The sequence below is a fragment of the Loktanella sp. R86503 genome (assembly GCF_042466455.1).
Lineage (GTDB): Bacteria > Pseudomonadota > Alphaproteobacteria > Rhodobacterales > Rhodobacteraceae > Loktanella.
Window position 1 is genome coordinate 132,489 of sequence record NZ_JAXHCI010000001.1, and the last position, 21,355, is coordinate 153,843.

At 57.4% G+C, this 21,355-nt stretch carries 18 protein-coding genes; 9 read left to right on the forward strand and 9 right to left on the reverse strand.

The features are described from left to right. The first annotated feature begins 83 nt into the window (after positions 1–83). The 6 genes from SJY10_RS00465 (at position 84) to SJY10_RS00490 (ending at position 5,827) form a co-directional block, all read left to right on the forward strand. Positions 84–590: a 2Fe-2S iron-sulfur cluster-binding protein gene (locus SJY10_RS00465; protein WP_386679067.1), complete on the forward strand. Its 507-nt coding sequence runs from the start codon at positions 84–86 to the stop codon at positions 588–590. Then, the gene (locus tag SJY10_RS00470; RefSeq protein WP_386679068.1) at positions 587–1,570 is read left to right on the forward strand and encodes an FAD binding domain-containing protein; all 984 of its coding nucleotides are present in this window, start codon (positions 587–589) and stop codon (positions 1,568–1,570) included. The genes SJY10_RS00465 and SJY10_RS00470 overlap by 4 nt, the downstream gene beginning before the upstream one ends. Continuing rightward, positions 1,567–3,762 (forward strand): molybdopterin cofactor-binding domain-containing protein, encoded by a 2,196-nt coding sequence (locus SJY10_RS00475; protein ID WP_386679069.1) that lies wholly within the window; start codon positions 1,567–1,569, stop codon positions 3,760–3,762. The genes SJY10_RS00470 and SJY10_RS00475 overlap by 4 nt, the downstream gene beginning before the upstream one ends. Before the next feature lie 107 nt (positions 3,763–3,869). Next, positions 3,870–4,112, forward strand: coding sequence for an AbrB/MazE/SpoVT family DNA-binding domain-containing protein (locus tag SJY10_RS00480; RefSeq protein ID WP_386679070.1), 243 nt, complete (start codon positions 3,870–3,872; stop codon positions 4,110–4,112). Continuing rightward, on the forward strand, positions 4,109–4,504 hold the full coding sequence (locus SJY10_RS00485) for a PIN domain-containing protein (protein ID WP_386679071.1): 396 nt from the start codon (positions 4,109–4,111) through the stop codon (positions 4,502–4,504). Before SJY10_RS00480 ends, SJY10_RS00485 begins: the two co-directional genes overlap by 4 nt. A gap of 90 nt (positions 4,505–4,594) precedes the next feature. Then, a complete protein-coding gene (locus tag SJY10_RS00490; protein WP_386679072.1) occupies positions 4,595–5,827 on the forward strand; it encodes an MFS transporter in 1,233 nt (410 codons plus the stop codon). Positions 5,828–5,928: 101 nt separating this feature from the next. On the opposite strand, the gene SJY10_RS00495 is transcribed toward SJY10_RS00490, so the two are convergent. The 8 genes from SJY10_RS00495 to SJY10_RS00530 form a co-directional block, all read right to left on the reverse strand. Then, the gene (locus tag SJY10_RS00495) at positions 5,929–7,140 is read right to left on the reverse strand and encodes an AGE family epimerase/isomerase (RefSeq protein ID WP_386679073.1); all 1,212 of its coding nucleotides are present in this window, start codon (positions 7,138–7,140) and stop codon (positions 5,929–5,931) included. A 377-nt stretch (positions 7,141–7,517) separates the two neighbouring features. Next, positions 7,518–8,174 carry a FadR/GntR family transcriptional regulator gene (locus SJY10_RS00500; protein ID WP_386679074.1) on the reverse strand — a complete coding sequence of 219 codons (657 nt, stop codon included), beginning with the start codon at positions 8,172–8,174 and terminating at the stop codon, positions 7,518–7,520. Between the two features lie 248 nt (positions 8,175–8,422). Next, positions 8,423–10,210, reverse strand: coding sequence for a gamma-glutamyltransferase family protein (locus SJY10_RS00505; protein WP_386679075.1), 1,788 nt, complete (start codon positions 10,208–10,210; stop codon positions 8,423–8,425). A gap of 12 nt (positions 10,211–10,222) precedes the next feature. Next, positions 10,223–11,110: an ABC transporter permease gene (locus SJY10_RS00510; RefSeq protein WP_386679076.1), complete on the reverse strand. Its 888-nt coding sequence runs from the start codon at positions 11,108–11,110 to the stop codon at positions 10,223–10,225. Then, entirely contained in the window at positions 11,110–12,054 is a 945-nt protein-coding gene (locus tag SJY10_RS00515; RefSeq protein WP_090188899.1) for an ABC transporter permease, read from the reverse strand. Before SJY10_RS00515 ends, SJY10_RS00510 begins: the two co-directional genes overlap by 1 nt. Positions 12,055–12,130: 76 nt before the next feature. Then, positions 12,131–13,636: an ABC transporter substrate-binding protein gene (locus SJY10_RS00520; protein WP_386679077.1), complete on the reverse strand. Its 1,506-nt coding sequence runs from the start codon at positions 13,634–13,636 to the stop codon at positions 12,131–12,133. Next, on the reverse strand, positions 13,633–14,742 hold the full coding sequence (locus SJY10_RS00525) for an ABC transporter ATP-binding protein (protein ID WP_386679078.1): 1,110 nt from the start codon (positions 14,740–14,742) through the stop codon (positions 13,633–13,635). Before SJY10_RS00525 ends, SJY10_RS00520 begins: the two co-directional genes overlap by 4 nt. Next, positions 14,739–15,770 (reverse strand): ABC transporter ATP-binding protein, encoded by a 1,032-nt coding sequence (locus SJY10_RS00530; protein ID WP_386679160.1) that lies wholly within the window; start codon positions 15,768–15,770, stop codon positions 14,739–14,741. Before SJY10_RS00530 ends, SJY10_RS00525 begins: the two co-directional genes overlap by 4 nt. Before the next feature lie 304 nt (positions 15,771–16,074). Here SJY10_RS00530 and SJY10_RS00535 point away from each other — a divergent pair, with 304 nt between their 5' ends. The 3 genes from SJY10_RS00535 to SJY10_RS00545 all read left to right on the forward strand — a co-directional run bounded on the left by SJY10_RS00535 (position 16,075) and on the right by SJY10_RS00545 (position 20,060). Then, the gene (locus tag SJY10_RS00535; RefSeq protein WP_386679079.1) at positions 16,075–16,299 is read left to right on the forward strand and encodes a hypothetical protein; all 225 of its coding nucleotides are present in this window, start codon (positions 16,075–16,077) and stop codon (positions 16,297–16,299) included. 129 nt (positions 16,300–16,428) lie between these two features. Further along, positions 16,429–18,324 (forward strand): PhoX family protein, encoded by a 1,896-nt coding sequence (locus SJY10_RS00540; RefSeq protein WP_386679080.1) that lies wholly within the window; start codon positions 16,429–16,431, stop codon positions 18,322–18,324. A gap of 269 nt (positions 18,325–18,593) precedes the next feature. Then, positions 18,594–20,060: a polysaccharide lyase family 7 protein gene (locus SJY10_RS00545; protein WP_386679081.1), complete on the forward strand. Its 1,467-nt coding sequence runs from the start codon at positions 18,594–18,596 to the stop codon at positions 20,058–20,060. An 88-nt stretch (positions 20,061–20,148) separates the two neighbouring features. Here SJY10_RS00545 and SJY10_RS00550 read toward each other — a convergent pair whose 3' ends face one another. Next, positions 20,149–21,198 (reverse strand): Gfo/Idh/MocA family protein, encoded by a 1,050-nt coding sequence (locus tag SJY10_RS00550; RefSeq protein ID WP_386679082.1) that lies wholly within the window; start codon positions 21,196–21,198, stop codon positions 20,149–20,151. Positions 21,199–21,355 lie beyond the last annotated feature (157 nt).

Sequence of the window (21,355 nt, forward strand, 5' to 3'; positions counted from 1 at the left end):
ACGGAACCAGACGGCCAGACCAAGGGTTCGTCCGGCATAGCAAAACATTGCAATGCCAGACATTCCCAACAAAGGACGGCCCGATGAAAACGAGCCTTGTGATCAATGGCAAAGAGCATCAGCTTGATGCCGATAGCCGCACCACATTGCTGGATGCCTTGCGCAACCACCTTGATCTGACTGGAACCAAAAAAGGCTGCGACCATGGCCAGTGCGGTGCCTGCACGGTGATCGTCAACGGGCGGCGCATCAATTCCTGCCTGACCTTAGCCTGTATGCATGACGGGGACGAGATCACGACGATCGAAGGCCTTGGTCAGCCCGGTAATCTGTCCGACCTGCAGAACGCTTTTGTCAAACACGACGGTTTCCAGTGCGGCTATTGCACCCCCGGCCAGATTTGTTCAGCAACGGCCATGCTGCAAGAGGTGAAGGATGGCTGGCCCAGCCATGTCAGTGATGATTTGACCGGCACGGTTGATCTGACCAATGCCGAGATTTCAGAGCGGATGTCTGGCAACCTGTGCCGCTGTGCTGCCTATCCCAATATCGTCGACGCGATCCGTGAAACCGCGGAGGGCCGCAAATGAGACCCTTTGACTATATCCGTGCCGACAGCACATCCCATGCCACCCGCGCGGCGGGGCAGGGGGCCAATTTCATTGCAGGCGGGACTAATCTGCTAGATCTGATGAAGCTGGAAGTGATGGCCCCCCACAAGCTGGTCGATATCAACCGGCTTGATATGCACCAGATTACCGAAGTCGATGGTGGGCTGCGCATTGGTGCGCTTGTCAGCAATTCCGATCTGGCCGCCGATATGACCGTGCGCAAACATTATCCTGTCTTAAGTGAGGCATTGCTTGCTGGCGCGTCTGGCCAGCTGCGCAATAAGGCGACGACGGGCGGCAATCTGCTGCAGCGCACACGATGCTACTACTTTTACGACACCGCCATGCCTTGCAACAAACGCGAGCCGGGCAGTGGATGTCAGGCGATGGAAGGTGCAGCACGGCTGCACGCCATTCTGGGCGCCTCTGACGCCTGTATTGCCAGCCATCCCAGCGACATGGCCGTGGCGATGCGCCTGCTGGATGCTGTTGTCGAAATCGAAGGTGCGGACGGCGCGGTTCGGTCTGTGCCTTTGGCTGAATTTTATCGCTTGCCCGGTCAGACACCGCATATCGAAACCGTGCTGGAACCATCCGACCTGATTGTAGCTGTAACTTTGCCCGCGCCGGCCAAGGGTGCGCAGACCTATCGCAAAGTGCGTGACCGGGCGTCATATGCCTTTGCCATGGTGTCGGTTGCAGCGCGTGTGCAGATGGATGGCGGCAAGATTACGGATGCCGCACTTGCGTTTGGTGGCATCGGATCGCAGCCTTGGCGCGATCCGGCGGTTGAAAAAGCACTGATCGGGCAAGAGCCTGGTCCTGCTTTGTTTGCCAAAGTGGCGGATATCCTGCTGGCGGATGCAAAACCGCAAAAGGACAACGCCTTCAAGGTGCCGCTGACGCGTCGCACACTGATCGCGACCTTGAAAGAACTTTGCGGAAAGGACGCGGCATGAACGCTCATTTGAAAATGGACAAGCCGGACACGCGCAACCGGTTGGATGATATGGCGCAGGGTATTCTGGGCACGACCATGGACCGGCCGGAAGGCCCGTTGAAGGTAACGGGCACCGCGACCTATGCCCATGAAGCCCATCAGCCTGGTATGCTACATGGCGTGCTGGTGCGGGCAACCATTGCACGCGGCACCCTTGACGGTGTCGAGGCTGCGGCGGTTGAAAAGATGCCGGGCGTGAGCAAGGTGATGTGGGGCGACAAATTTCTGCGCAATCCAGCGCAGGGCACTGCCAACAAGGCCCCCGTGCAAGGCAGCGCCGAGATTTACTATATCGGCCAGCCTGTTGCCTTGGTTGTCGCCGAAACCTTTGAAGCCGCCCGTCATGGTGCGCAGGCGCTGGAACTGCGCATGACGCCTGCCGCTGCTGTCCCTGACGCAAAGGCGGACGGGGTGAAGGTCGAGCGGCCTGACGACAAGCAATCAAGCATGGGCGATTTAAAGGCAGCTATGAAGGACGCCGCCTTTACCGTGGATCAGCGCTACACCACGCCGGGCCACAACTCTGCTGCGATGGAGCCGCATAGCGCGATTGCATGGTGGGACGGCGATCAGCTGACACTTCGCGCATCGAACCAAATGCTGAAATACAACGTGAACGAGGTGGCGGACTCGCTTGAGATTGATCCTGAAAACGTTCACCTGTTGGCGCCCTATGTCGGCGGTGGGTTCGGGTCGAAACTGGGCATTTCCCCCGATGCCGTCGCTGCGGCGCTGGCCGCCAAAGAACTGGGTGCTCCGGTGTCTGTAATGCTGACACGTCAGCAGGTTTTTGAAAACGTCATGCGCCGGTCCGAAACGGTGCAGCACTTTCAGCTGGCAGCCGACAAGGATGGCGTTCTGACCGGGATCGGCCATACCGCCCGCGTGTCGCAACTGCCGGACGAGGTGTTCGCCGAACCTGTCACGCAGGCTACGCCGTTCCTGTACAAAGGTGAAAACCGCGAAACGCATATGGAAATTGTGCGCGTGAACCAGACCTGCGCCGGTTCAGTCCGCGCACCAGGAGAGGCCGTCGGCCTGACCGCGCTGGAAATCGCAATGGATGAACTTGCCATTACAACCGGGCTCGATCCCGTAGAGCTGCGCAAGCGCAACATCCCTGAACGCTCGCCCGGCGAGGACAAGCCGTTTTCGTCCCACAAGCTGGCAGAGGCGCTGGACGACGGCGCTGCGGCTTTCGGCTGGGCAGACCGCGAAAGGGGTGCAACTGACGGCGAGTGGCTGATCGGATACGGCATGTCTTCAGCCGCGCGGGTCAATATGATTGGCGAAAGCCATGCGCGCGTGACGCTGAAACCCGATGGTTCGGTCCTGATCGAAACGGACATGACAGATATCGGAACCGGAACCTATGCCATTCTGGCGCAGATCGCCGGCGAAATGCTTGGCGTGTCGCAGGACCGGCTCGAAACGCGGCTTGGCGATAGCAACTTGCCAAAATCAGCCGGATCCGGCGGCTCTTGGGGGGCGTCCTCTGCTGGATCGTCTGTTTATCTTGCCTGCGAAAAGTTGCGCCAGACCGTTGCGAGCAAATTGGGTTGCGAAGAAGGCGATCTGACGCTGAAGGATGGCACGGCAACCTTTGCGAACAAACAGACACCGCTAACCGATCTGATCGGCGATGCTCCGTTAGTGGTCGAAGGCGCGATCGAGCCTGGAAAGACGCAAAAGGAGTTTCGTCAGGCGACGTTCGGCGCGTTCTTTTGTGAGGTTGGCGTGAATAGCGTGACAGGCGAAGTGCGCCTGCGCCGAATGCACGGCAGCTTTGCTGCCGGACGGATCCTCAATGCTAAAACCGCGCGTTCGCAGTGTTTGGGCGGCATGACATTCGGCATCGGCATGGCGCTGACAGAAGAGCTGATTCAGGATACCCGCGATGGTCACCTGGTGAATCACGATCTGGCGGAGTACCACATCCCGGTTAACGCCGACGTGCCGCAGCTAAGCGTAAACTTCATCGAAGAACGCGATCCATATGCCAACCCGATGCAGGCAAAAGGCATCGGAGAGTTGGGAATTTGCGGGGCAGGTGCGGCGATTATTAACGCCATCTATGATGCAATAGGTGTACGCGTGCGCGATTTGCCTGCAACGATGGACAAGATCCTGCCTGGCTTGCCCGACGTATAATCCACTTATTGCCGCCCGGAACGCCTGAGCGGCAATTTTATCCAAAGTAATGCGATTGTTGATTTTGTAAGGGCATGCGCTTATATTCATGGCGCAGGAGGACCGCAATGCAAGAGTCGACATTGACCACCAAAGGCCAGACAACCTTGCCGCGCGATGTGCGGCAGGCTTTATCGTTGCAGGCAGGTGACCGCGTGCGCTATTTGATCCTCGACGGCGGAGAGGTGCGCATCATGCGCAGCCGGCCTGCGGCATCGCTGGCTGGCATATTGCGGCGTGATGCTGCGGAACCCGTTACTCTGCAAGCGATGGACGATGCAATTGGTGCAGGAGCCTGTGACAAGGCGTGATTGCGATTGATACAAATGTCCTGGTGCGGTTTCTGACATCTGATGATGCCACACAAGCTGCGCTTGTTACGGCGCTGATTGATACGCTGACGCCGCAGTCCCCTGCTTTTATCGCCCGCGAGGTCATAATCGAAACCGTCTGGGTGCTGGAACGCGCCTATGGTTTTGACCGTATGACCATTGCGCAGGCCCTTAATGCGGTACTGGAGGCCGAGGAGCTTGCAGTTGAAAACCCTGACCGCGTTGGACTTGCGCTGTCGCGGTATCGCCATGGCGGGCCGGGATTTGCGGATCAGATGATTGCCTTGGCCGGACGTGATGCAGGGGCAACAACCTGCTATACCTTTGATCGCAAGGCCGCAGCACTGCCGGAATCGACCCTGCTCAGCTGATCATCGCTGCGTGACCCGGCTGCAACGCGGTTGCTGACAAGGATGAAACCCGCATAAGTCTGGCTTTGATAAAGCGCACAGGAATTCACGATGACAACTTTGATTGATGGCCCTGCACCGGGCCGCTGGCCTGCGCTTGCATTGATCTGCCTTGGCGTCGTAGGCGTCATGACGACGTGGTTTTCTGCCACAGCGATCATTCCGGAACTTTTGCTGGATTGGGACCTGAGCCTGTCGCAAGCAGCGTGGCTGACAAACGCGGTGCAGTTGGGCTTTGTCGCAGGGGCGATGGCGTCGAGCATTGTGAACTTGCCCGACATGGTGCGCATGCAAAAACTGATGGCTATCAGCGCACTGATCGCATCCGCTGCAAATGCCGCATTGTTACTGGAGCCATCGCCGGGCGGCGCGATTGCAGCGCGGTTTGTCACCGGCGTTGCCTTGGCTGGGGTTTACCCGCCGGCGTTGAAGCTGATGGCAACATGGTTCTTGCGCGGGCGCGGGCTTGCTCTTGGGTTCTTGATCGGGGCGTTAACGCTTGGATCGTCCATGCCGCATTTGTTCCGGGCCTTGACCGCTGGCATTGCGTGGCAGGCCGTCGTTATCGCCACATCGCTGGCAACGCTGGCGGCTGCAATTTTGTTCGCGGCGGCTCTGCGCGAGGGGCCGCATAGTTTCGGCCGCGCAACCTTTGATCCGCGACAATGCCTGCGCGTCTTTACCCAAAAACCGTTGATGTTGGTAAATCTTGGTTACTTTGGCCATATGTGGGAACTTTATGCCATGTGGGCCTGGTTTCTGGCCTTTGGAACGGCTGCGGCCCAGGGCGGTTTAACACCGTTTCCGTTGGGATCTGCATCGATGCTAAGCTTTGTCGTTGTCGGATCAGGCGTATTCGGCTGCATTCTGGGGGGCGTTCTGTCCGACAGGATTGGTCGATGCCTGACGACAGCAGGTATGATGGCCGTGTCTGCAACTTGCGCGCTGCTGATTGGTTTTACCTTCGATGGTCCGGGCTGGCTGTTGGCGTGCGTCGCGATCATCTGGGGTATTTCAGTTATTGGTGATAGTGCGCAGTTTTCAGCGGCCGTGACCGAATTGGCGGACCAACGGTTTGTCGGAACTGCGGTGACATTGCAACTTGGCTTTGGGTTCGCGCTGACAGTTGTTGCCATTTCTATCATGCCGATGGTGGCAGAGTGGCTGCGCGGTTGGCAATGGGCCTTTGCCGTTTTGGTGCCGGGGCCGGCAATCGGGGCAATTGCGATGATGTGGCTGCGGCGTCTGCCGGAAGCTGCAGCCTTGGCGGGCGGGCGGCGTTAAGGCGAGCGGCATGGGGGATCGACGCGGCATGGCCGCGCCGATCCGCGGGGGGGCTTGCCCCCCGTACCCCCCAGGATATTTTTAACCAGAAGAAGGAAGAATCAAGACGTCGTCGCCCGCGACAGATGCGGTGTGAGGGGCAGCAAATCGGCCTGAAGGGCGTGATAAATATCAGGTTTTCCGACAAACTGATGCTGGGCTGGATGACCGGCGTCATCAAGTTCGGGAAACCAGCCGCCATGGTCCGGATCAATCAAATGGGATTTGGCAAATTGCCAGAATGAGCGGTACAAAGCTTCATCGCTCGGGCGCCGATCTAGTTTGATGAGTGCGGCGAGGGCGCCGATCGCCTCTGCTACGGGCCACCAGTACCGCACGGTTCGGTCCGGTTTTCCGTCTTTCATGGTGTAGATGAACCCGCCGTCAGGGCGCCAAGCATCGGTGATGGCTTGGCTGATCAGTCGGCGGGCGGCCATTGGGGCCGCGTTGTCCGGACGCCCAGCCAAATCCCAATGTTGCAGCGTCAGGCGGCCCAGTTCGAGACTGTGACCGGGAGTCGTCCCTGCCGGGCGAAACATCGGATTTCCCGCATAGTCGCGATCAACGGTCCAATCATAGGTATAGTGTTCCGGCAACCGCCAGTCATTGTCAGGCGCCATGCGGTGGACAAAAAAGTCAATGATCCGGCCCGCGCGGTCAAGATAGCGCGTCTGTCCTGTCGCCTCGAACGCTGCGAGATGCGCTTCGACGCCATGCATGTTCGCATTCATGCCGCGATAGGTGGAAAACGGGGTCCAGTCGCGGTTAAATTCGTCGGCATAAAGCCCGTGAGACTCTTCCCAGTAATGGGTGTCCAGAATTTCGGTGACATCCATCAGCAATCGGTCCGCGTCCGGGTGGCCTGCCTGCTTGGCTGTCGCGGCCGCCAGAAGCACAAACATGTGACCATAGGCAAGTTTGCTGTCATCCGCCGCGCTTTTGTTTCGGGCGACAGACCAAAAATATCCGCCGTGCGACGCGTCGCGATGCATTTTCCAGATATAGTCCATTCCCGCGTCAATGACTGCATCGCAATCGTCGAAGCCAAAACATTTCGCCAGCGCAAAGGAATGGACCATACGCGTCGTCGTATGCAATTCTTGCGGGGCATCCGGCAAAGGGGAGCCGTCCCATCCTGGCAGATCAAAGCCGCCATCAGGGCGGATCATTTGGCGAAAGACGTCAATCTGGCGCTGTGCATCCTGGCGTAGAAATGCGTGATGCTCGCGGTCATCTATCCAGAATCCGGTATCGCCATCTTGGTCGAATTGCATGGTATCCCCCCCTGCGAATTGCAATTATTGCGACACTAGAATGCAGTGCGATTTTTCGAAAGGGGCACCTGTGCCGATTTGGCTGGCCATATCAGACCGTTTCCCAGCAGGCATCTATTTGATGCGAGGCAGTCATGCGCAAAAGGTTTATTGGCCTGGCCGTCATGCTAGGCATATTAGTACATGAAACGAGATTTGTTTTTTAGTTTAATCAATAAAGCATAGCACCAGAGCGAACTTTGTGCATTTTGATAACTTGGTTTAAGTGCTTTTCATCCGACATTTCATCGACCTTTGAAAATTGGAACACGGTGCCCCACACGGTCCCACACTCAGTAAAATGAGTGAAACAAAACTGGGGTCATTGCCGAACCAGTTTATTCAGCAAGGTCGGCGACGCCTGTATTAAATTCAATCTTCAGTGCGTCAAAACGCGCGCTAAGGTGATCGTGCATCGCTTGGCGTGCCGCGGCGGGGTTGCGCGCGGTGATGGCTGCAATCAGCACTTCGTGTTCGCTTTGCGGGACGGCCATCGATGTCCGGCTGCGCGCCTTTGCGCGCACATGGACCCAGTCCGGATTTGACCGGATACGGTCCAGCAGGGAAAAGGCCGTCAACAGCGGGCGATTGCGGGCACATTGCGCGATCAGGCGGTGCAACGCACCGTCCCACAACTCGATGGTTTGCGCATCTGCCGCAATTTGGCGCGTGGCCAGCGTACGCAATCGCAGAATTTCCGCATCCGTCATGCGCACCGCACAGAGCGCGGCCAGTTCCGGTTCGATGCACAGTCTGGCTTCCATGACCTGAATAGGATCGGTTTCGCCCGCGATACGGGCGGCCAGATCGCCGGTCGGATCCTGGGGATGTCCGGCGAAGGTACCCGAACCTTGCTTGCGCCAGACCAACCCTTCGATTTCCAGATCGTCCAGTACCTGTCTGATCAATCGCCGCGACGTGCCAAAGCGTTCTGCCAGCGCGCGTTCCGTCGGCAGGCGGCCATCCGCAGGTAACTCGCTTTCGATCAGGGTCATAAGGCGATGTTTAAGGGGTTGGTTCATGTATTCACAGCGCAAGGTGCATTCGACTGCACGGATGCTACGCTTTGCGCATTGGTCTGCGCAATGGCCGCGTTTGTCAGCAATTCCTGCACAATGGGTTGCTTTGACGCGGCCGTGCGCCTTGTGTCGCCAGTCATGGCCGCACCGCTACAACCGTGCTTTGGGCATAAAAACCGGTCGCTATCATTGTTGTCCTGCGGGAATAGCCATGGGGCCATGGTTTAGCGTCCCACGGCATAGGCCTGCATCAGGCGCGGCGTGGCGGCGGCGCGCATGATACCATCCGGATCACGTAAAGCCGCTGTCAGGCGGCCGACAGACCAGGGTTCGGCGACATGCACGATATGGCCGCGTGCGCGCAGGTCTGCGATGACATCCTTGCCGAAGGCGGGCTCTAGCATCATCTCTGCGGGTTTGGCTTCGCGGGGGTAAAAGCTGCCTTGGAAGTGCATGGAATGAAACAACGGGGCATCCATGCAGGCCTGCAGTTCCATGTTCCAGTGTACAAAGCGCAAGAACCACACCAACTGCCATTGGTCCTGCTGGTCACCGCCCGGCGTGCCAAAGACTAAGCGGCGCCCATCCTCGTGTGTTGCAAGTGACGGCGTCAGCGTTGTGCGCGGGCGGCGGCCGGGGGCCAGCGTTGTCGGCAGACCTTCCTCGAGCCAGAACATTTGCGCGCGCGAATTTAATGGAAAGCCAAGGCCGGGCACGACGGGGTTTGATTGCAGCCATCCACCCGAGGGCGTTGCCGCGACCATATTGCCCCAGCGGTCGATGATATCCAGATGCACCGTGTCGCCACGCTTTTCGGTCAGGTGCGCCATTGTCGGTTCTTGGGGGGCGGCGTCGGCGGCCCCAAAATCATGCGCGGCACGCGCGATATAGGCGTCGGCCAGATGTTCGAGCCCCGGCAGGCGGCCTGGACGCTGGTCAAAGCTGGCCTGTGCGCTGATCATCTTTGCGCGATCCGCATTGTAAGCATCCGACAGCAAGTATTCCATCGGGATATCGCTGTGCAAAGGGTCACCGTAGTAGGCTTCGCGGTCGGCATAGGCGAGCTTCATCGCCTCGATCACCGTATGGGTGAATTCGGCGCCCATCGGGTCCATTGCGGCAAGGTCGAAATGCTTAAGGACCGCAAGGGTCTGAAGCAGCACCGGCCCCTGCGACCACGGGCCAGTTTTATGCACGGTCCAGCCGTGATAGTCATACGACAGCGACGGCTCGTAGGTGGCAGACCAGCCGGCCATGTCAGCTTTGGTCAGCACGCCCATATGCTTTTCGTTGGACACGTCCATGACATTGGCGGTTTGGACATAGGCGTCGATCGCATCGGCGACAAACCCTTGCGACCACGCGCGGCGGGCGGCATCGATCTGGGCGATACGGTCATCGCCTGCGGTTTCACCTTCGGTCACGAGGCGGTCGTAGGTGTTCGCAAGGTCGGGATTTTTGAACAAGGCATTAGCCGCGGGGGTCTTGCCGTTCGGCGTCCAAACCGCGGCGCTGGTGGGCCAATGCTGCGCAAAATAGTCTGCCAATCCAGCGATGGTATTGGCAACGCGGGGCAACATGGGATGGCCGTCGCGGGCATATTCGATCGCAGGTGTCAGCACGTCGCGCAGGCTCATGGTGCCGTGATCGCGCAGCATCAGCATCCAGCCGTCAAAGGCACCGGGGATCACGGTTGCCAGTAAGCCAGAGCCGGGGATCAGGGTCAGGTTCTGGGCCTTGTAATGTTCCAAGGTCGCACCTGCTGGTGCAGGGGCTTGCGCGCAGACCACCTGCACATCCTCGCCTGCTTTTTGAAATATCGCAGGCATATCGCCAGCGGGGCCATTCAGATGCGGCTCTACCACTTGCAGCGTGATTGCGGTGGCGACAGCAGCGTCAAAGGCATTGCCGCCGCGTTCCAAGATCGACATGCCAACGGCAGAAGCAATCCAATGGGTCGAGGTTGCAACGCCGAAGGTGCCACGGATTTCGGGGCGGGTGGTAAAAGTCATGGGGTGGTCCCTTTAGTGTTCGCGAGGATCAAGGGCGTCGCGCAGACCGTCGCCCAAAAGGTTGAAGCCAAGCACCACCAGAAAGATCGAAATGCCGGGCCAAAGCGCCATCCAGGGCGCCTGGGTCAAAAAGTTTTTGGCTGTATTCAGCATCGAGCCCCAGGAGGGCGCGGGCGGTTGCTGGCCAAGGCCGAGAAAGGACAGGGATGCTTCGGCGATGATTGCTGTGGCAATGGTCAAAGTGGCTTGCACAAGGATCGGTGGCAGCACGTTGGGCAGAATGTAACGCGACAGGATCAGACGCGTTGGCAGGCCAATGGCGCGGGCTGAATCAACGTAATCCTCGACCTTGACGTTCAGCACTTGGCCGCGCGTCAGCCGGATGAAAAGCGGCGTGGCCGAAATGCCGATCGCGATCATCGCATTGCTAAGTGACGGCCCAAGAAAGGCGGCCAGCGCGATGGCAAGGATCAGGAAAGGCGCGGCAAGCAGCGCTTCGGTACAGCGGGAAATGATGGCGTCAGGCCAGCCGCCGAAATAGCCAGCGATGATCCCCAAAGGCACGCCAATCGCCATTGCGATCGCAACGGAAATGACACCGGCCAGCAAGGACGCCTGCGCGCCCCAGATCATACGCGACAGCACGTCCCGGCCCAGATCGTCCGTGCCCATCCAATGCGCAGCGGATGGCGCTTTGCGGATCGCGCCCCAGTCCGTCGCCGCCGGATCGGGGATCGGCAGGACGGGGGCCAGCAGCGCAAGCGTGATGAAGAACAGCACAAGGAAACCGCCCAGCATCGCTGATTTATGGCTGCGGAATTTCTTCCAGACGCGGTTTTCAGACGGGGCAAGGTCCATTGCAGGCGCCGTCTTGGCAACGTTTGTATCAGCGGCAGCCATCAGTTGCTCCTTAGCCGGGGGTTAAGAAGGAAATAGGCCATATCGGCGAGCAGGTTCATGACGATGAACCCGACGGCAGTGACCAGAACGATGCCCTGCACCACAGCGTAATCGCGGTTAAAGACGGCATCGACGACCAACTTGCCAAAGCCGGGGATAGTAAAGATCTGCTCTGTCAGGACAGCACCTGCGATCAATTCACCGAACAGCAGCGCGGTTAGGGTGACGATCGGTGTCAGGGCATTGCGAAAGGCATGCTTTAGCACGACCTTGCGTTCGGACAGCCCCTTGGCGCGGGCGGTACGCACATAGTCAGAGGTTAACACGCCTAGCATTGCCGACCGCGTATGCCGCATCAAGGTTGCAGCCAATGCCGTGCCCAGCACAAAGGCAGGCATAAGCATGGTCTTGATCGACAGCCAGAAATCCTCGCTCGGCGGTACATACCCGGACGCGGGCAGCAGTTGCCATTTCACGGACACCAGAAGGATTAGCATGATCCCCAGCCAGAAATTCGGGATCGACAGACCGGACAGGGCGACGATGTTGGCGATATAATCGGTGACCGTTCCCTTACGATAGGCGGACATGATGCCTGCGGGAATGCCAATGAAGACGGCAAAGATCAGTGACATCAATGCCAGCTGGATCGTGACGGGCAGCTTTTGCCCGATCAGTTCCGTCACTGGCTGATTGGTGCGGAACGATGTGCCCAGATCGCCGCCAAGTGCATTGCCCGCCCAAGTCATATACTGCACCGGAATAGGATCATTCAGGCGATATTTCTCGCGCAGGAATTCCAGCACAGCAGGATCGCGTTCCTCGCCCGCAAGGACAAGCAGCGGATCGCCGGGTAGGATTTTCTGTAAGCCAAAGACGAAGACCGAGATCAGAATGATCGTCGGGATCGCGATGACAAGTCGGCGCAAAAAGAACGAGAGCATGGGCTGCCCCTTGCATGGGTAAAATGCGGTTAAGGGTGTCCGCCCCCGGCCCGGTTGGGCTGGGGGCGGACGGGTATCATTCGGACAGGGTCACACCTTCTAGGCGGATCATGCCGTCGGGATAGGCGGTGTAGCCTTCGATATTGGCGTCAAGCGCTGTGATCCAGCTTTCGTGGTAAAGGTATACTAGCGGTGCATCATTGATCAGCACGTCGCGCGCGGCGTCATACTGCGCCTTGCGTGATACAACATCGGCCTGCGTGCGCGCCGTATTCAGCGCATCGTCGACGGCGGCGTTGGAATAGCCCGCGTCATTGATGCCGCCATCTGTGGTGACGAATTGGTGGATATTGCCATCCGGATCGACGCGGCCGGACCAACCGATCTGGCTTGCCTGATAATCGCCCGCTGTCTGGTCAGACAGCATCGTGGCGAACTCTTTTGACACGATTTCGATATTAATGCCTGCTTCGGCGGTCATGGATTGAATGACCTGCATCAGTTGCAGCGGGATGGTCGTATTGGGCACTTGCACGACAAGGTCGATACCGTCGGGATAGCCTGCCTCTGCCAGCAGAGCTTTGGCCTTATCGACATCGCGGGCTTCGACCGGATAATCGGCGTCATACCAAGGCGATGTTGGCGGGAACGGCTGATTGCCAGCGGCAAATGCGCCTTCGAATACAACCTGATTGATGGCTTCGCGGTCAATGGCGTAGCTGAAAGCCTGGCGCAGGCGCGGATCAGTGCCGAAAGGGTTATCTGCCCGATCGCCATTGCCCACGTTAAATGTAATGCCCTGATACCCCATAGATACGGCCGACTGGACGTTGATGCTGTCATCCGCATTGACCTGCGCAAGGTCGGTGGGGGCCAAGCGTTCCAAGATATGAATATCGCCTGATTGCAGGTTGGCCAGTCGCACGGTTGTGTCGGGGATTGGCAGATAGGTGACGGTATCAAAGTTGATTTGATCCGCATTCCAATAGTCTGCGAACTTTTTCAGGACGATCTTGTCCTGCGCAACCCGTTCCTGAAAGGCAAAGGGGCCAGAACAGACCGGCGCTAGACCGAAATCAGCGCCCATTTCAGCGGCCGCTGTCGGGGATACCATCATACCGGCCCGGTCAGCCAACTGAGCAATCACAGTGGCGTCCGGCCCGGTCAGGTTCAGCGTCAACGTGTAATCGCCCGTCACATCGACGGATGCGATTGAGGCAAGCTCTGATTTTCGCATGCTCCCTTCAAGGGTTTGCGACCGGGTGATGTTGTCAGCGACAGCCTGCGCGTTGAACGCTGTGCCGTCGTGGAACACGACATCGTCGCGCACGGTCATGGCGATGGACATGCCGTCCTCTGCCACGGTCCATTCCGTCGCAAGCTGGGGGATGATTTCCAGATCCGGCGTGATGTCGACTAGCTTGTCACAAAGCGCGGTATAGATGATGCGACCGACAAAGGTCCGCGACTGGTCCGGGTCAAGAATGTCAGCGTCGGATTGCAACGCGATGCGCAAATCCTGTGCCATTGCGCCGCTTGCCATCAGGGCAAGGGCCGCTGTCGTCAGCGTCAAATATTTCATGGTGTGACCTCTCTGTCAGGGGGTTGTGGTGCGACGGGGATGATCTGCGCCCCCCGCGTCGCCTGGCGGTAAAGCGAGAGCCGGGCCAGGGTGGCTGGGCTTTTGCTACGGGGGGTCGTTTGCCGTGGTGCGGCGGGAATGTCCTGCCAATGGTGGCAGGCGGTCATATGCCCGTCCGGCGTTTCAACTGGTTGCGGGACCGCTTCTTGGCACAGCGCTGTCGCATGGGGGCACCGTGTATGGAATGCGCAACCCGGCGGCGGGGCAGAGGGAGAGGGCATCTCGCCTTCGATCCGGGCGCGCGACGCACCGGATTGATCGTCAAGATCCGGGATCGCATCCAGCAAGGCGCGGGTGTAGGGATGACGCGGGCTTTCAAATACATCGTCCGTTGTGCCCTGTTCAACGATTTTGCCCAGATACATCACGGCGACGCGGTCCGACATGTGCCGGATGACGGCCAAATCATGGGCGATCAACACCAGCGTCAGCCCCAAATCCCGGCTGAGATCGCCCAGCAGGTTTACCACCTGCGCCTGCACCGACACATCCAGCGCGCTGACGGGTTCGTCACCGATGATCAGCCGCGGACCAGAGGCAAGCGCCCGCGCGATACCGATGCGCTGCCGCTGTCCGCCAGAAAATTCATGAGCATAGCGATCAGCGTGTTCCGGCCGCAATCCGACCTTAGCCAACAGCTCTGCAACCTTTGCGCGGCGTTCAGTTTTGGATAGGTCCGGTGCGTGCACTTCTAGCGGCTCGCCCACCAGTTTACCGACTGTCATGCGGGGGTTCAGGGATGAAAACGGGTCTTGGAAAATGAACTGCATGTCACGGCGCAGGGCGGATAGCGCAACGCCCTTTGCCTCTGTGACCTGCTTACCATCGAATACGACGTCGCCGCTTGTCGGGTTCAGCAGGCGCATCAGCAGGCGGGCAAGCGTTGATTTTCCGCAGCCGGATTCACCGACAATGGCAAAGGTTTCACCCGGGGCGATTGACAGTGATACGCCATCGACAGCCTTCACGAGGCCCTTTTTCTGAAAAAGGCCGCCACCGGTCGCAAAGTGTTTTTTGACGTTATGTGCGACGAGGATCGGTGTCATTGCGCCACCTTCAAGTTTTGTTCCAGCGGGGCAAAATGGCAGGCGACCGCGTGGTTTGCAGTGATGGGTGAAAGCGCAGGCCGCGTGCTACATTCGGGTGCCGCGAAAGGGCAGCGTGTCCGAAATCTGCACCCTTGCGGCATCGTTTCGATCGATGGCACTGCACCCTCGATCGTGGTCAGCCGTGCGCGGGGGCCGGACAGGCGCGGGACCGAGTCCATAAGTCCAATTGTGTAAGGGTGTTGCGGGTCATCGAACACATCACCCATCGGGCCACGTTCCACCACCTGACCACCGTACATCACCGCAACGGTGTCGGCGACTTCGGCAACGACCCCAAGGTCGTGGGTGATCATGATCGTACCCATCCCCGTGTCGCGTTGCAGATCGCGGATCAGTTCAAGGATCTGCGCCTGAATCGTGACATCCAGCGCGGTTGTCGGCTCATCCGCGATCAGAAGCTTGGGGTCATTCGCCAAGGCCATCGCGATCATGACCCTTTGTCGCTGACCACCTGACAATTGGTGCGGATACTGGTCCAGCCGCTGTTCAGGAGAGGGAAGGCCGACCCGGCGCAGCATATCCAGCGCCCGTTCGCGGCCTTGGGCGCGGGTGCAGCCGCTGTGCTGCTGCACGGCTTCGGCAATCTGGTCGCCAATCCGGAAAGCCGGATTAAGAGAGGTCATTGGCTCTTGAAAGATCATCGCGACATCGCCGCCGCGCATGCTGGCGGGAATACGCTCGCGCGTCATATCCAGTGATTTGCCGTCAAAAACCATTGTACCGCTGGGAATGATCGCGGCATCCTGCGGAAGCAGTCCCATCAGCGCCATCGCGGTCACACTCTTGCCGCAACCCGACTCTCCGACGATGCAAAGGATCTCTCCTGCTGCGACGGTCAGGTCGATGTTTTCGACAACGCAAGCGGTCTGCCCTTTGAACTTCAGGCTGAAATCGCTAAGCGATAAGAGAGGAGGATGCTGTGGCAGGGGGTGCTTCCTTGCGGCTTTAGTGAACCAATATGCAATTGGTTCATCATTGCCGGGTGGTGAGTCAAACCTTTTCGGCCCTCATTGCCTCAATAAACGAAGCAGCAGCTTGCCATCGGCAATAAAGCCTAAATCTTAGGCATCTACCTTCGCGGTGCATCAGGTCGGGGCAGTTTTTGCGCCTTGGCGACTGCAGTATCGCGAAGCAAGCTCACACAATGTTTGCCGGTTCGTCTGGAAACGGTCTGCACAGCTATATTCCGCTATTTATTGCACTGGATCTTTTGCAGGCATACGATCACGCAACCCTGCCAATCGGGCTGCCAGGATTTAAAGGCAATTAATGAATTCCATCTTGCATCATTTCGGTCAGGTTCTGATCTGGTTCGGGATTATCACCGTCATCATGGCGATGTACGCCGACGAAATATCTCCCTTTCCGGTCAGTATCTGGCATAGGTTCCTTATCGCAGCCGGCATTGTTGCTTTCATCAACCTGTCATGGGTCAAGGCGATTGGCCGCATTTATCTGCGCACGTCGCCTGAAGACGGCGATTTGGATGATTGACGCGGTATTGGGTCGGAACGGCACCGAACGTTGCTGCCTGTGTCACAAAACTTTCAAGCGAGTGTTACCGAGAATTTAACCTTCGGTCCTATTAAGCGTGCAACAGCAACATGTCCTGGGATGACAGTCATGAAAGATATCGATACGCGCCACCTAAGCTGGGATGACTGGGACGAGCTGCGCCGCCCTGCGCCCGAAACCACCGATTTCGACAAAGTGGTTGCGGCCGCCATGTCGCGCCGTGGCTTCATGACCGGCGTGCTGGCCTTTGGCTCTGCGGCGACCGCGCTGAACCTGATGGGTTCGACTTCGGCGCAGGCACAAAGCGCGTCGCGCTTTGCATTCCAGCCCATCGACATCCAGACCGATTTCACGATCCACGTGCCAGAAGGTTACGACTGGGGCGTGCTGGTCAGCTGGGGTGATCCGCTGTTTTCCGATGCGGCCCCCTGGGACCCGACAAACGGCGGCGACGCAGCGACGGCTGACCGCGTCTTTGGCGAAAATACCGACGGCATGGAGCTGTTCGAAGTTGACGGCAAGCAGGTCATTGCTGTGAACCATGAATATGTGAATGAAGATATCAACCTTCCCGCCGCCGCCGGTGAATCCACCAGCATCGTGGACAGCGCCGAAGACGCGATGAAGCTGATGAATCTTCAGGGCGTGACTGTCATGGAAGTGGCCGAAACCGACACCGGTTGGGGCGTTGTCGTCGACAGCCCTTTCAACCGCCGTATCACGAACAATACGCCGATGACGCTGACCGGCCCTGCTGCGGGGCACGCGCTTCTGCAAACCACCGCCGATCCTGCGGGCACGACCGTTCTGGGCACGCTGAACAACTGCGGCGCCGGCAAGACGCTTTGGGGTACCTATCTGACCTGCGAAGAAAACTTTAACGGCTACTTCGGCGCGACGGATGCCGCGACAACGATGCCCGATGGTTTTGATCGCTATGGGATCGGCGCTGAAAGCCGCTATGCCTATGAACAATTCAATCCACGCTTTGACATTACCAAAGAGCCGAACGAGGCAAACCGCTTCGGCTATATCGTTGAGATTGATCCCGCCGATCCTGATAGCACCCCGATAAAGCGTACGGCGCTGGGGCGGTTCAAACACGAAAACGCCGCCATGACCCTGACCACCGACAACCGGGTTGTTGTCTATCTTGGCGACGACGAGCGCGGTGAATTCCTGTATCGCTACGTCTCGAACGGAACCTACACCGAGGGCGGCGACACCTCGGCGCTGCTGGATGACGGCACACTGTACGTCGCAAAGTTTGAAGCCGACGGTAGCGGTCAATGGCTGGCCCTGACGCCGGAAACGACCGGCATGGACGATTTGGCGATGGTTTGTATCCACACCCGCCAGGCTGCCTCTGCCGTTGGGGCGACGACGATGGACCGGCCTGAATGGGTTGCTGTTTCGACGACATTGCCCGAAGCCTATTGCTGCCTGACAAACAATTCCAAACGGGCAGAGGATGCGGTGAACGCAGGCGGCGATGCCATGCTGGCCGAGGACGGCACACCGAACCCACGTGCAGGTAACGAATACGGCCAGATTGTACGTTGGCGGCCGACTAATACTGACCATGGTGCCGATACCTTTGCCTGGGATCTTTACGTCATGGCAGGCAATCCGGATGTGCATGATGACGCTTATGCCGGCTCGGCCAACGTGACCTCCGGCAATATGTTCAACTCGCCCGACGGGATGGTAGTCGACTCTAATGGGATGATCTGGATCCAGACTGACGGCGACGACAGCAACGAAGGTGAATTTGCCGGCATGGGCAACAACCAGATGTTGGTTGGCGACCCGGAAACTGGAGAGATCGCGCGGTTCTTGACAGGCCCGAACGGCTCCGAAGTCACCGGTCTGACATGGTCGACTGACAAAAAGACCGCGTTTGTCGGTATTCAGCATCCCGGCGGGGATTTCCCGAACGCAAGCCCGGTACCGCGCTCCAGCGTTGTCTGGGTGCGCCGTCAGGACGGGGCTGTAATCGGCTAATCGGTTTGGGTGATCTGTTCAAAATGCAACGCGGCGCTGCTGAAAAGCAGCGCCGCTTCATTTATAAATCAGCCTTGCCGCGCTACCTATTGTCTAACGGCACGCATCCCGTGATTTCCTGCACCAAAGTCACTTAGCGCCATCGCGCCGATCCGGTGAAGCGGTCAGATACAACTTTGAAGTGCGCAATAGTCTGGTATACTAGAATACAGAATTGGGAGGAGAGACCAATTCAGTGTTTAAGTGCTTAAAAAGCTGGGAGGCCAATCGTGAACCTTAACCTTATAAAATACATAGGCGTAATAACCGCCAGCGGTGTTGCTTTGCCCGCTTATGCTCAGGACGCGTGCGATTCGCTGCGGCAACTCACCATCGTATCCGCAACCGATGAAGGCCTTTACGAGGAAACGCACGGCCCGGAAAACACCATCGATGGTGATATGGACGCCGACTCACGTTGGTCCAGCGAGTCGCAAGGAGGGCCGCGGACGTTACTATTGGACCTAGGGGCAGAACAAAATTTGACCTCTGTTCAAATTGCCTTTTTCAAAGGCGACGAACGGAAAACAAAGTTTGCGATCGAAACCTCGCTTGATGGCGAAGCCTTTCAAACAGTAATACCAGAGCAACAATCCGGCGGCACCACCGGGGATTTCGAAACCTTTGAACTCGATAGTATCCCGGCCCAATTCATGCGCCTTACCGGCTTTGGGAACGAAAGCAACAACTGGAACTCTATTGTTGAAATCGCGGCTTTTGGTTGCGGTGAACAGGTGGAGGTGCCCGAGCAGGCCGTTCTTACTGAACGTCGCGGGCGCGGTATGTTCGGTCTGGATCCTGATGCCACGCCAGGCGAAAATTTCGACCTTTCCGGATGGTATATGACGACGCCCGCGGACGATGATGGCGATGGAATTTCAGACAGCGTTTACGAAAACGAATTGGCGGCTGGCTGGACCGATCCGCGATATTTTTTCACCGACGCCGCAACCGGCGGCATGGTATTTCGCACGACGCCTTCAGGGGCAAAAACCTCGGCCAACACGAACTATACCCGATCAGAACTACGTGGTATGATCCGGCGCGGGGACGAATCCATTTCCGTACGCCGCGACGACGGTTTTCCAAATGCCAACAATTGGGTTTTTTCGTCCGCGCCTAAAGCTACACAAGAAGCGGCAGGCGGTGTTGACGGTATTATGCGCGCAACGTTGGCAGTCAATCAAGTCACGCGCTTAGGCAAGGATTATCAAATTGGCCGTGTCATTATCGGCCAAATTCATGCGAAGGATGACGAGCCGATCCGGCTTTACTATCGCAAACTTCCGCAAAATAAATACGGCTCTATCTATTACGCGCACGAACCCGCAACGGGCAAAGAAGAATGGATCGAGCTTATCGGTAGCCGGGCCGATGTTGCGCCCAATCCGGATGACGGTATCGCCTTGGATGAAGTCTTTAGCTATGAGATCGAAGTTAAAGGCAAGCAGGAAGGAGACGCCATCATTCCCATGCTACATGTAAAAATCATTCGCGACGACGGATCAGAGGTTATTGCCGAACCATTTGATATGCGTGACAGCGGTTTTAGCATCGAAGACGAGTTTATGTACTTTAAGGCCGGGGCCTATACACAAAACAATTCTAGCCCTGATCCAGAAATGGATTTTGATCGGGTAACATTCTACTCGTTAGACTATGAACACGGCGCACCGCCTGTCGCGGGGGGCAATTGAAACGAGTGGTAATTTTGCAAAACGATAAGTGAACATGCAAAAATTCCGGTCGCGGCAACGTTAAACTGCTGCGACCGGGACCATGTCATTACGCTAGATCAACGGGATGTCCGGTACGCGACGACAACTCTATCGCTGCAATAAAATCATGAGAAGCAAGCGCTTCACGTCCTGTAACAATGGGTTTGTGCCCATGACGAACCGCATCAACGAAATCTTCGATCATGGCTTGATGCCATTCATGTTTGCCGCCAAGTAGCGGATTTGTCTTATCCGCACCCTTTTCTTTTGCTTCAACATCGGTGCTTCCATCGCGCCAATTAATCTTAAGTGCATTTTTGTCTATCTTCAGGCTTGCGCGCTCGAAATGTAGGCGGATAACCTCTGTGCGGTGCGGGAACATTGCGGTGCTTGCCACAAAGGATCCAGGGGCACCGCATTCAAACTCTAACCCAGCAACAGCAAAGTCTTCTGCCTCCATATTGTGAAGCGGCGTCGTTGCCGTCATGGCTTGTACGCGTTTCACCGGACCAGTTAGACTAAGCGCAAGATTTATTGAATGAATGGCATTTGTAATCATGACACCGCCACCGTCGCGCGCATATGTCCCACGACCAAGCTCGTCGTAATAGGACTGATCACGCCAAAGCGGTACCGAAATTTCCACAAGTCCCAGGTGCCCTAAATTCCCGCTTGCAACATGGCGTGCAGCTGCGATTGCTGGCGGCCGAACACGGTGCTGAAAAAGAATTCCCAGTTTTACGCCTGCTTGTTCACATATGTCGACGACATCTCTTGCCTCTTGCGGATCGCGCCCCAACGGTTTTTCGAGCAAGATATGGGTGCCCGCCTGTGCCAGTTTGGCAATGACATCTTTGCGAACACTAGGCGGCGTTGCTACAATCGCAATTGGGATATCAGGGTTATCGGCAATAGCGTCCAGAACGGACGAAAAGTCTGGAATGGGGCCGTGATAATAGTCTGCAAGATATCGCGCCTTTTCGGGGTTGCGGGATATGATCGAGCAGAGTTCGACAACATCTTGCGCATCTGACAAGGCTGCTACATGCGTTTTAGCGATCATGCCTGCCCCGATCAGAGCAACGCCCGCCCGAACCTGCTGAATTTTTTTTACCAAAACAACCTCCTTAACGATACAGAAGAAATTTGCTAGATTATCTCTGGATTTGGACCTCGGTTGGCCCAATCGCAACATAGGACTTGATTGATATTAAGCCAATATAATCTGTTATATTGTAGCGTTATTTTAACCGATCACCGTAGCAAAGCAACAT

Bases quoted from the DNA above. Each gene is read 5' to 3' on its own strand.
- SJY10_RS00465 (WP_386679067.1), top strand. From the start codon at position 84: ATGAAAACGAGCCTTGTGATCAATGGCAAAGAGCATCAGCTTGATGCC.
- SJY10_RS00470 (WP_386679068.1), top strand. From the start codon at position 587: ATGAGACCCTTTGACTATATCCGTGCCGACAGCACATCCCATGCCACC.
- SJY10_RS00515 (WP_090188899.1), bottom strand. From the start codon at position 12,054: ATGCTCTCGTTCTTTTTGCGCCGACTTGTCATCGCGATCCCGACGATC.
- SJY10_RS00475 (WP_386679069.1), top strand. From the start codon at position 1,567: ATGAACGCTCATTTGAAAATGGACAAGCCGGACACGCGCAACCGGTTG.
- SJY10_RS00540 (WP_386679080.1), top strand. From the start codon at position 16,429: ATGAAAGATATCGATACGCGCCACCTAAGCTGGGATGACTGGGACGAG.
- SJY10_RS00520 (WP_386679077.1), bottom strand. From the start codon at position 13,636: ATGAAATATTTGACGCTGACGACAGCGGCCCTTGCCCTGATGGCAAGC.
- SJY10_RS00490 (WP_386679072.1), top strand. From the start codon at position 4,595: ATGACAACTTTGATTGATGGCCCTGCACCGGGCCGCTGGCCTGCGCTT.
- SJY10_RS00495 (WP_386679073.1), bottom strand. From the start codon at position 7,140: ATGCAATTCGACCAAGATGGCGATACCGGATTCTGGATAGATGACCGC.
- SJY10_RS00480 (WP_386679070.1), top strand. From the start codon at position 3,870: ATGCAAGAGTCGACATTGACCACCAAAGGCCAGACAACCTTGCCGCGC.
- SJY10_RS00535 (WP_386679079.1), top strand. From the start codon at position 16,075: ATGAATTCCATCTTGCATCATTTCGGTCAGGTTCTGATCTGGTTCGGG.
- SJY10_RS00525 (WP_386679078.1), bottom strand. From the start codon at position 14,742: ATGACACCGATCCTCGTCGCACATAACGTCAAAAAACACTTTGCGACC.
- SJY10_RS00500 (WP_386679074.1), bottom strand. From the start codon at position 8,174: ATGACCCTGATCGAAAGCGAGTTACCTGCGGATGGCCGCCTGCCGACG.
- SJY10_RS00510 (WP_386679076.1), bottom strand. From the start codon at position 11,110: ATGGCTGCCGCTGATACAAACGTTGCCAAGACGGCGCCTGCAATGGAC.
- SJY10_RS00505 (WP_386679075.1), bottom strand. From the start codon at position 10,210: ATGACTTTTACCACCCGCCCCGAAATCCGTGGCACCTTCGGCGTTGCA.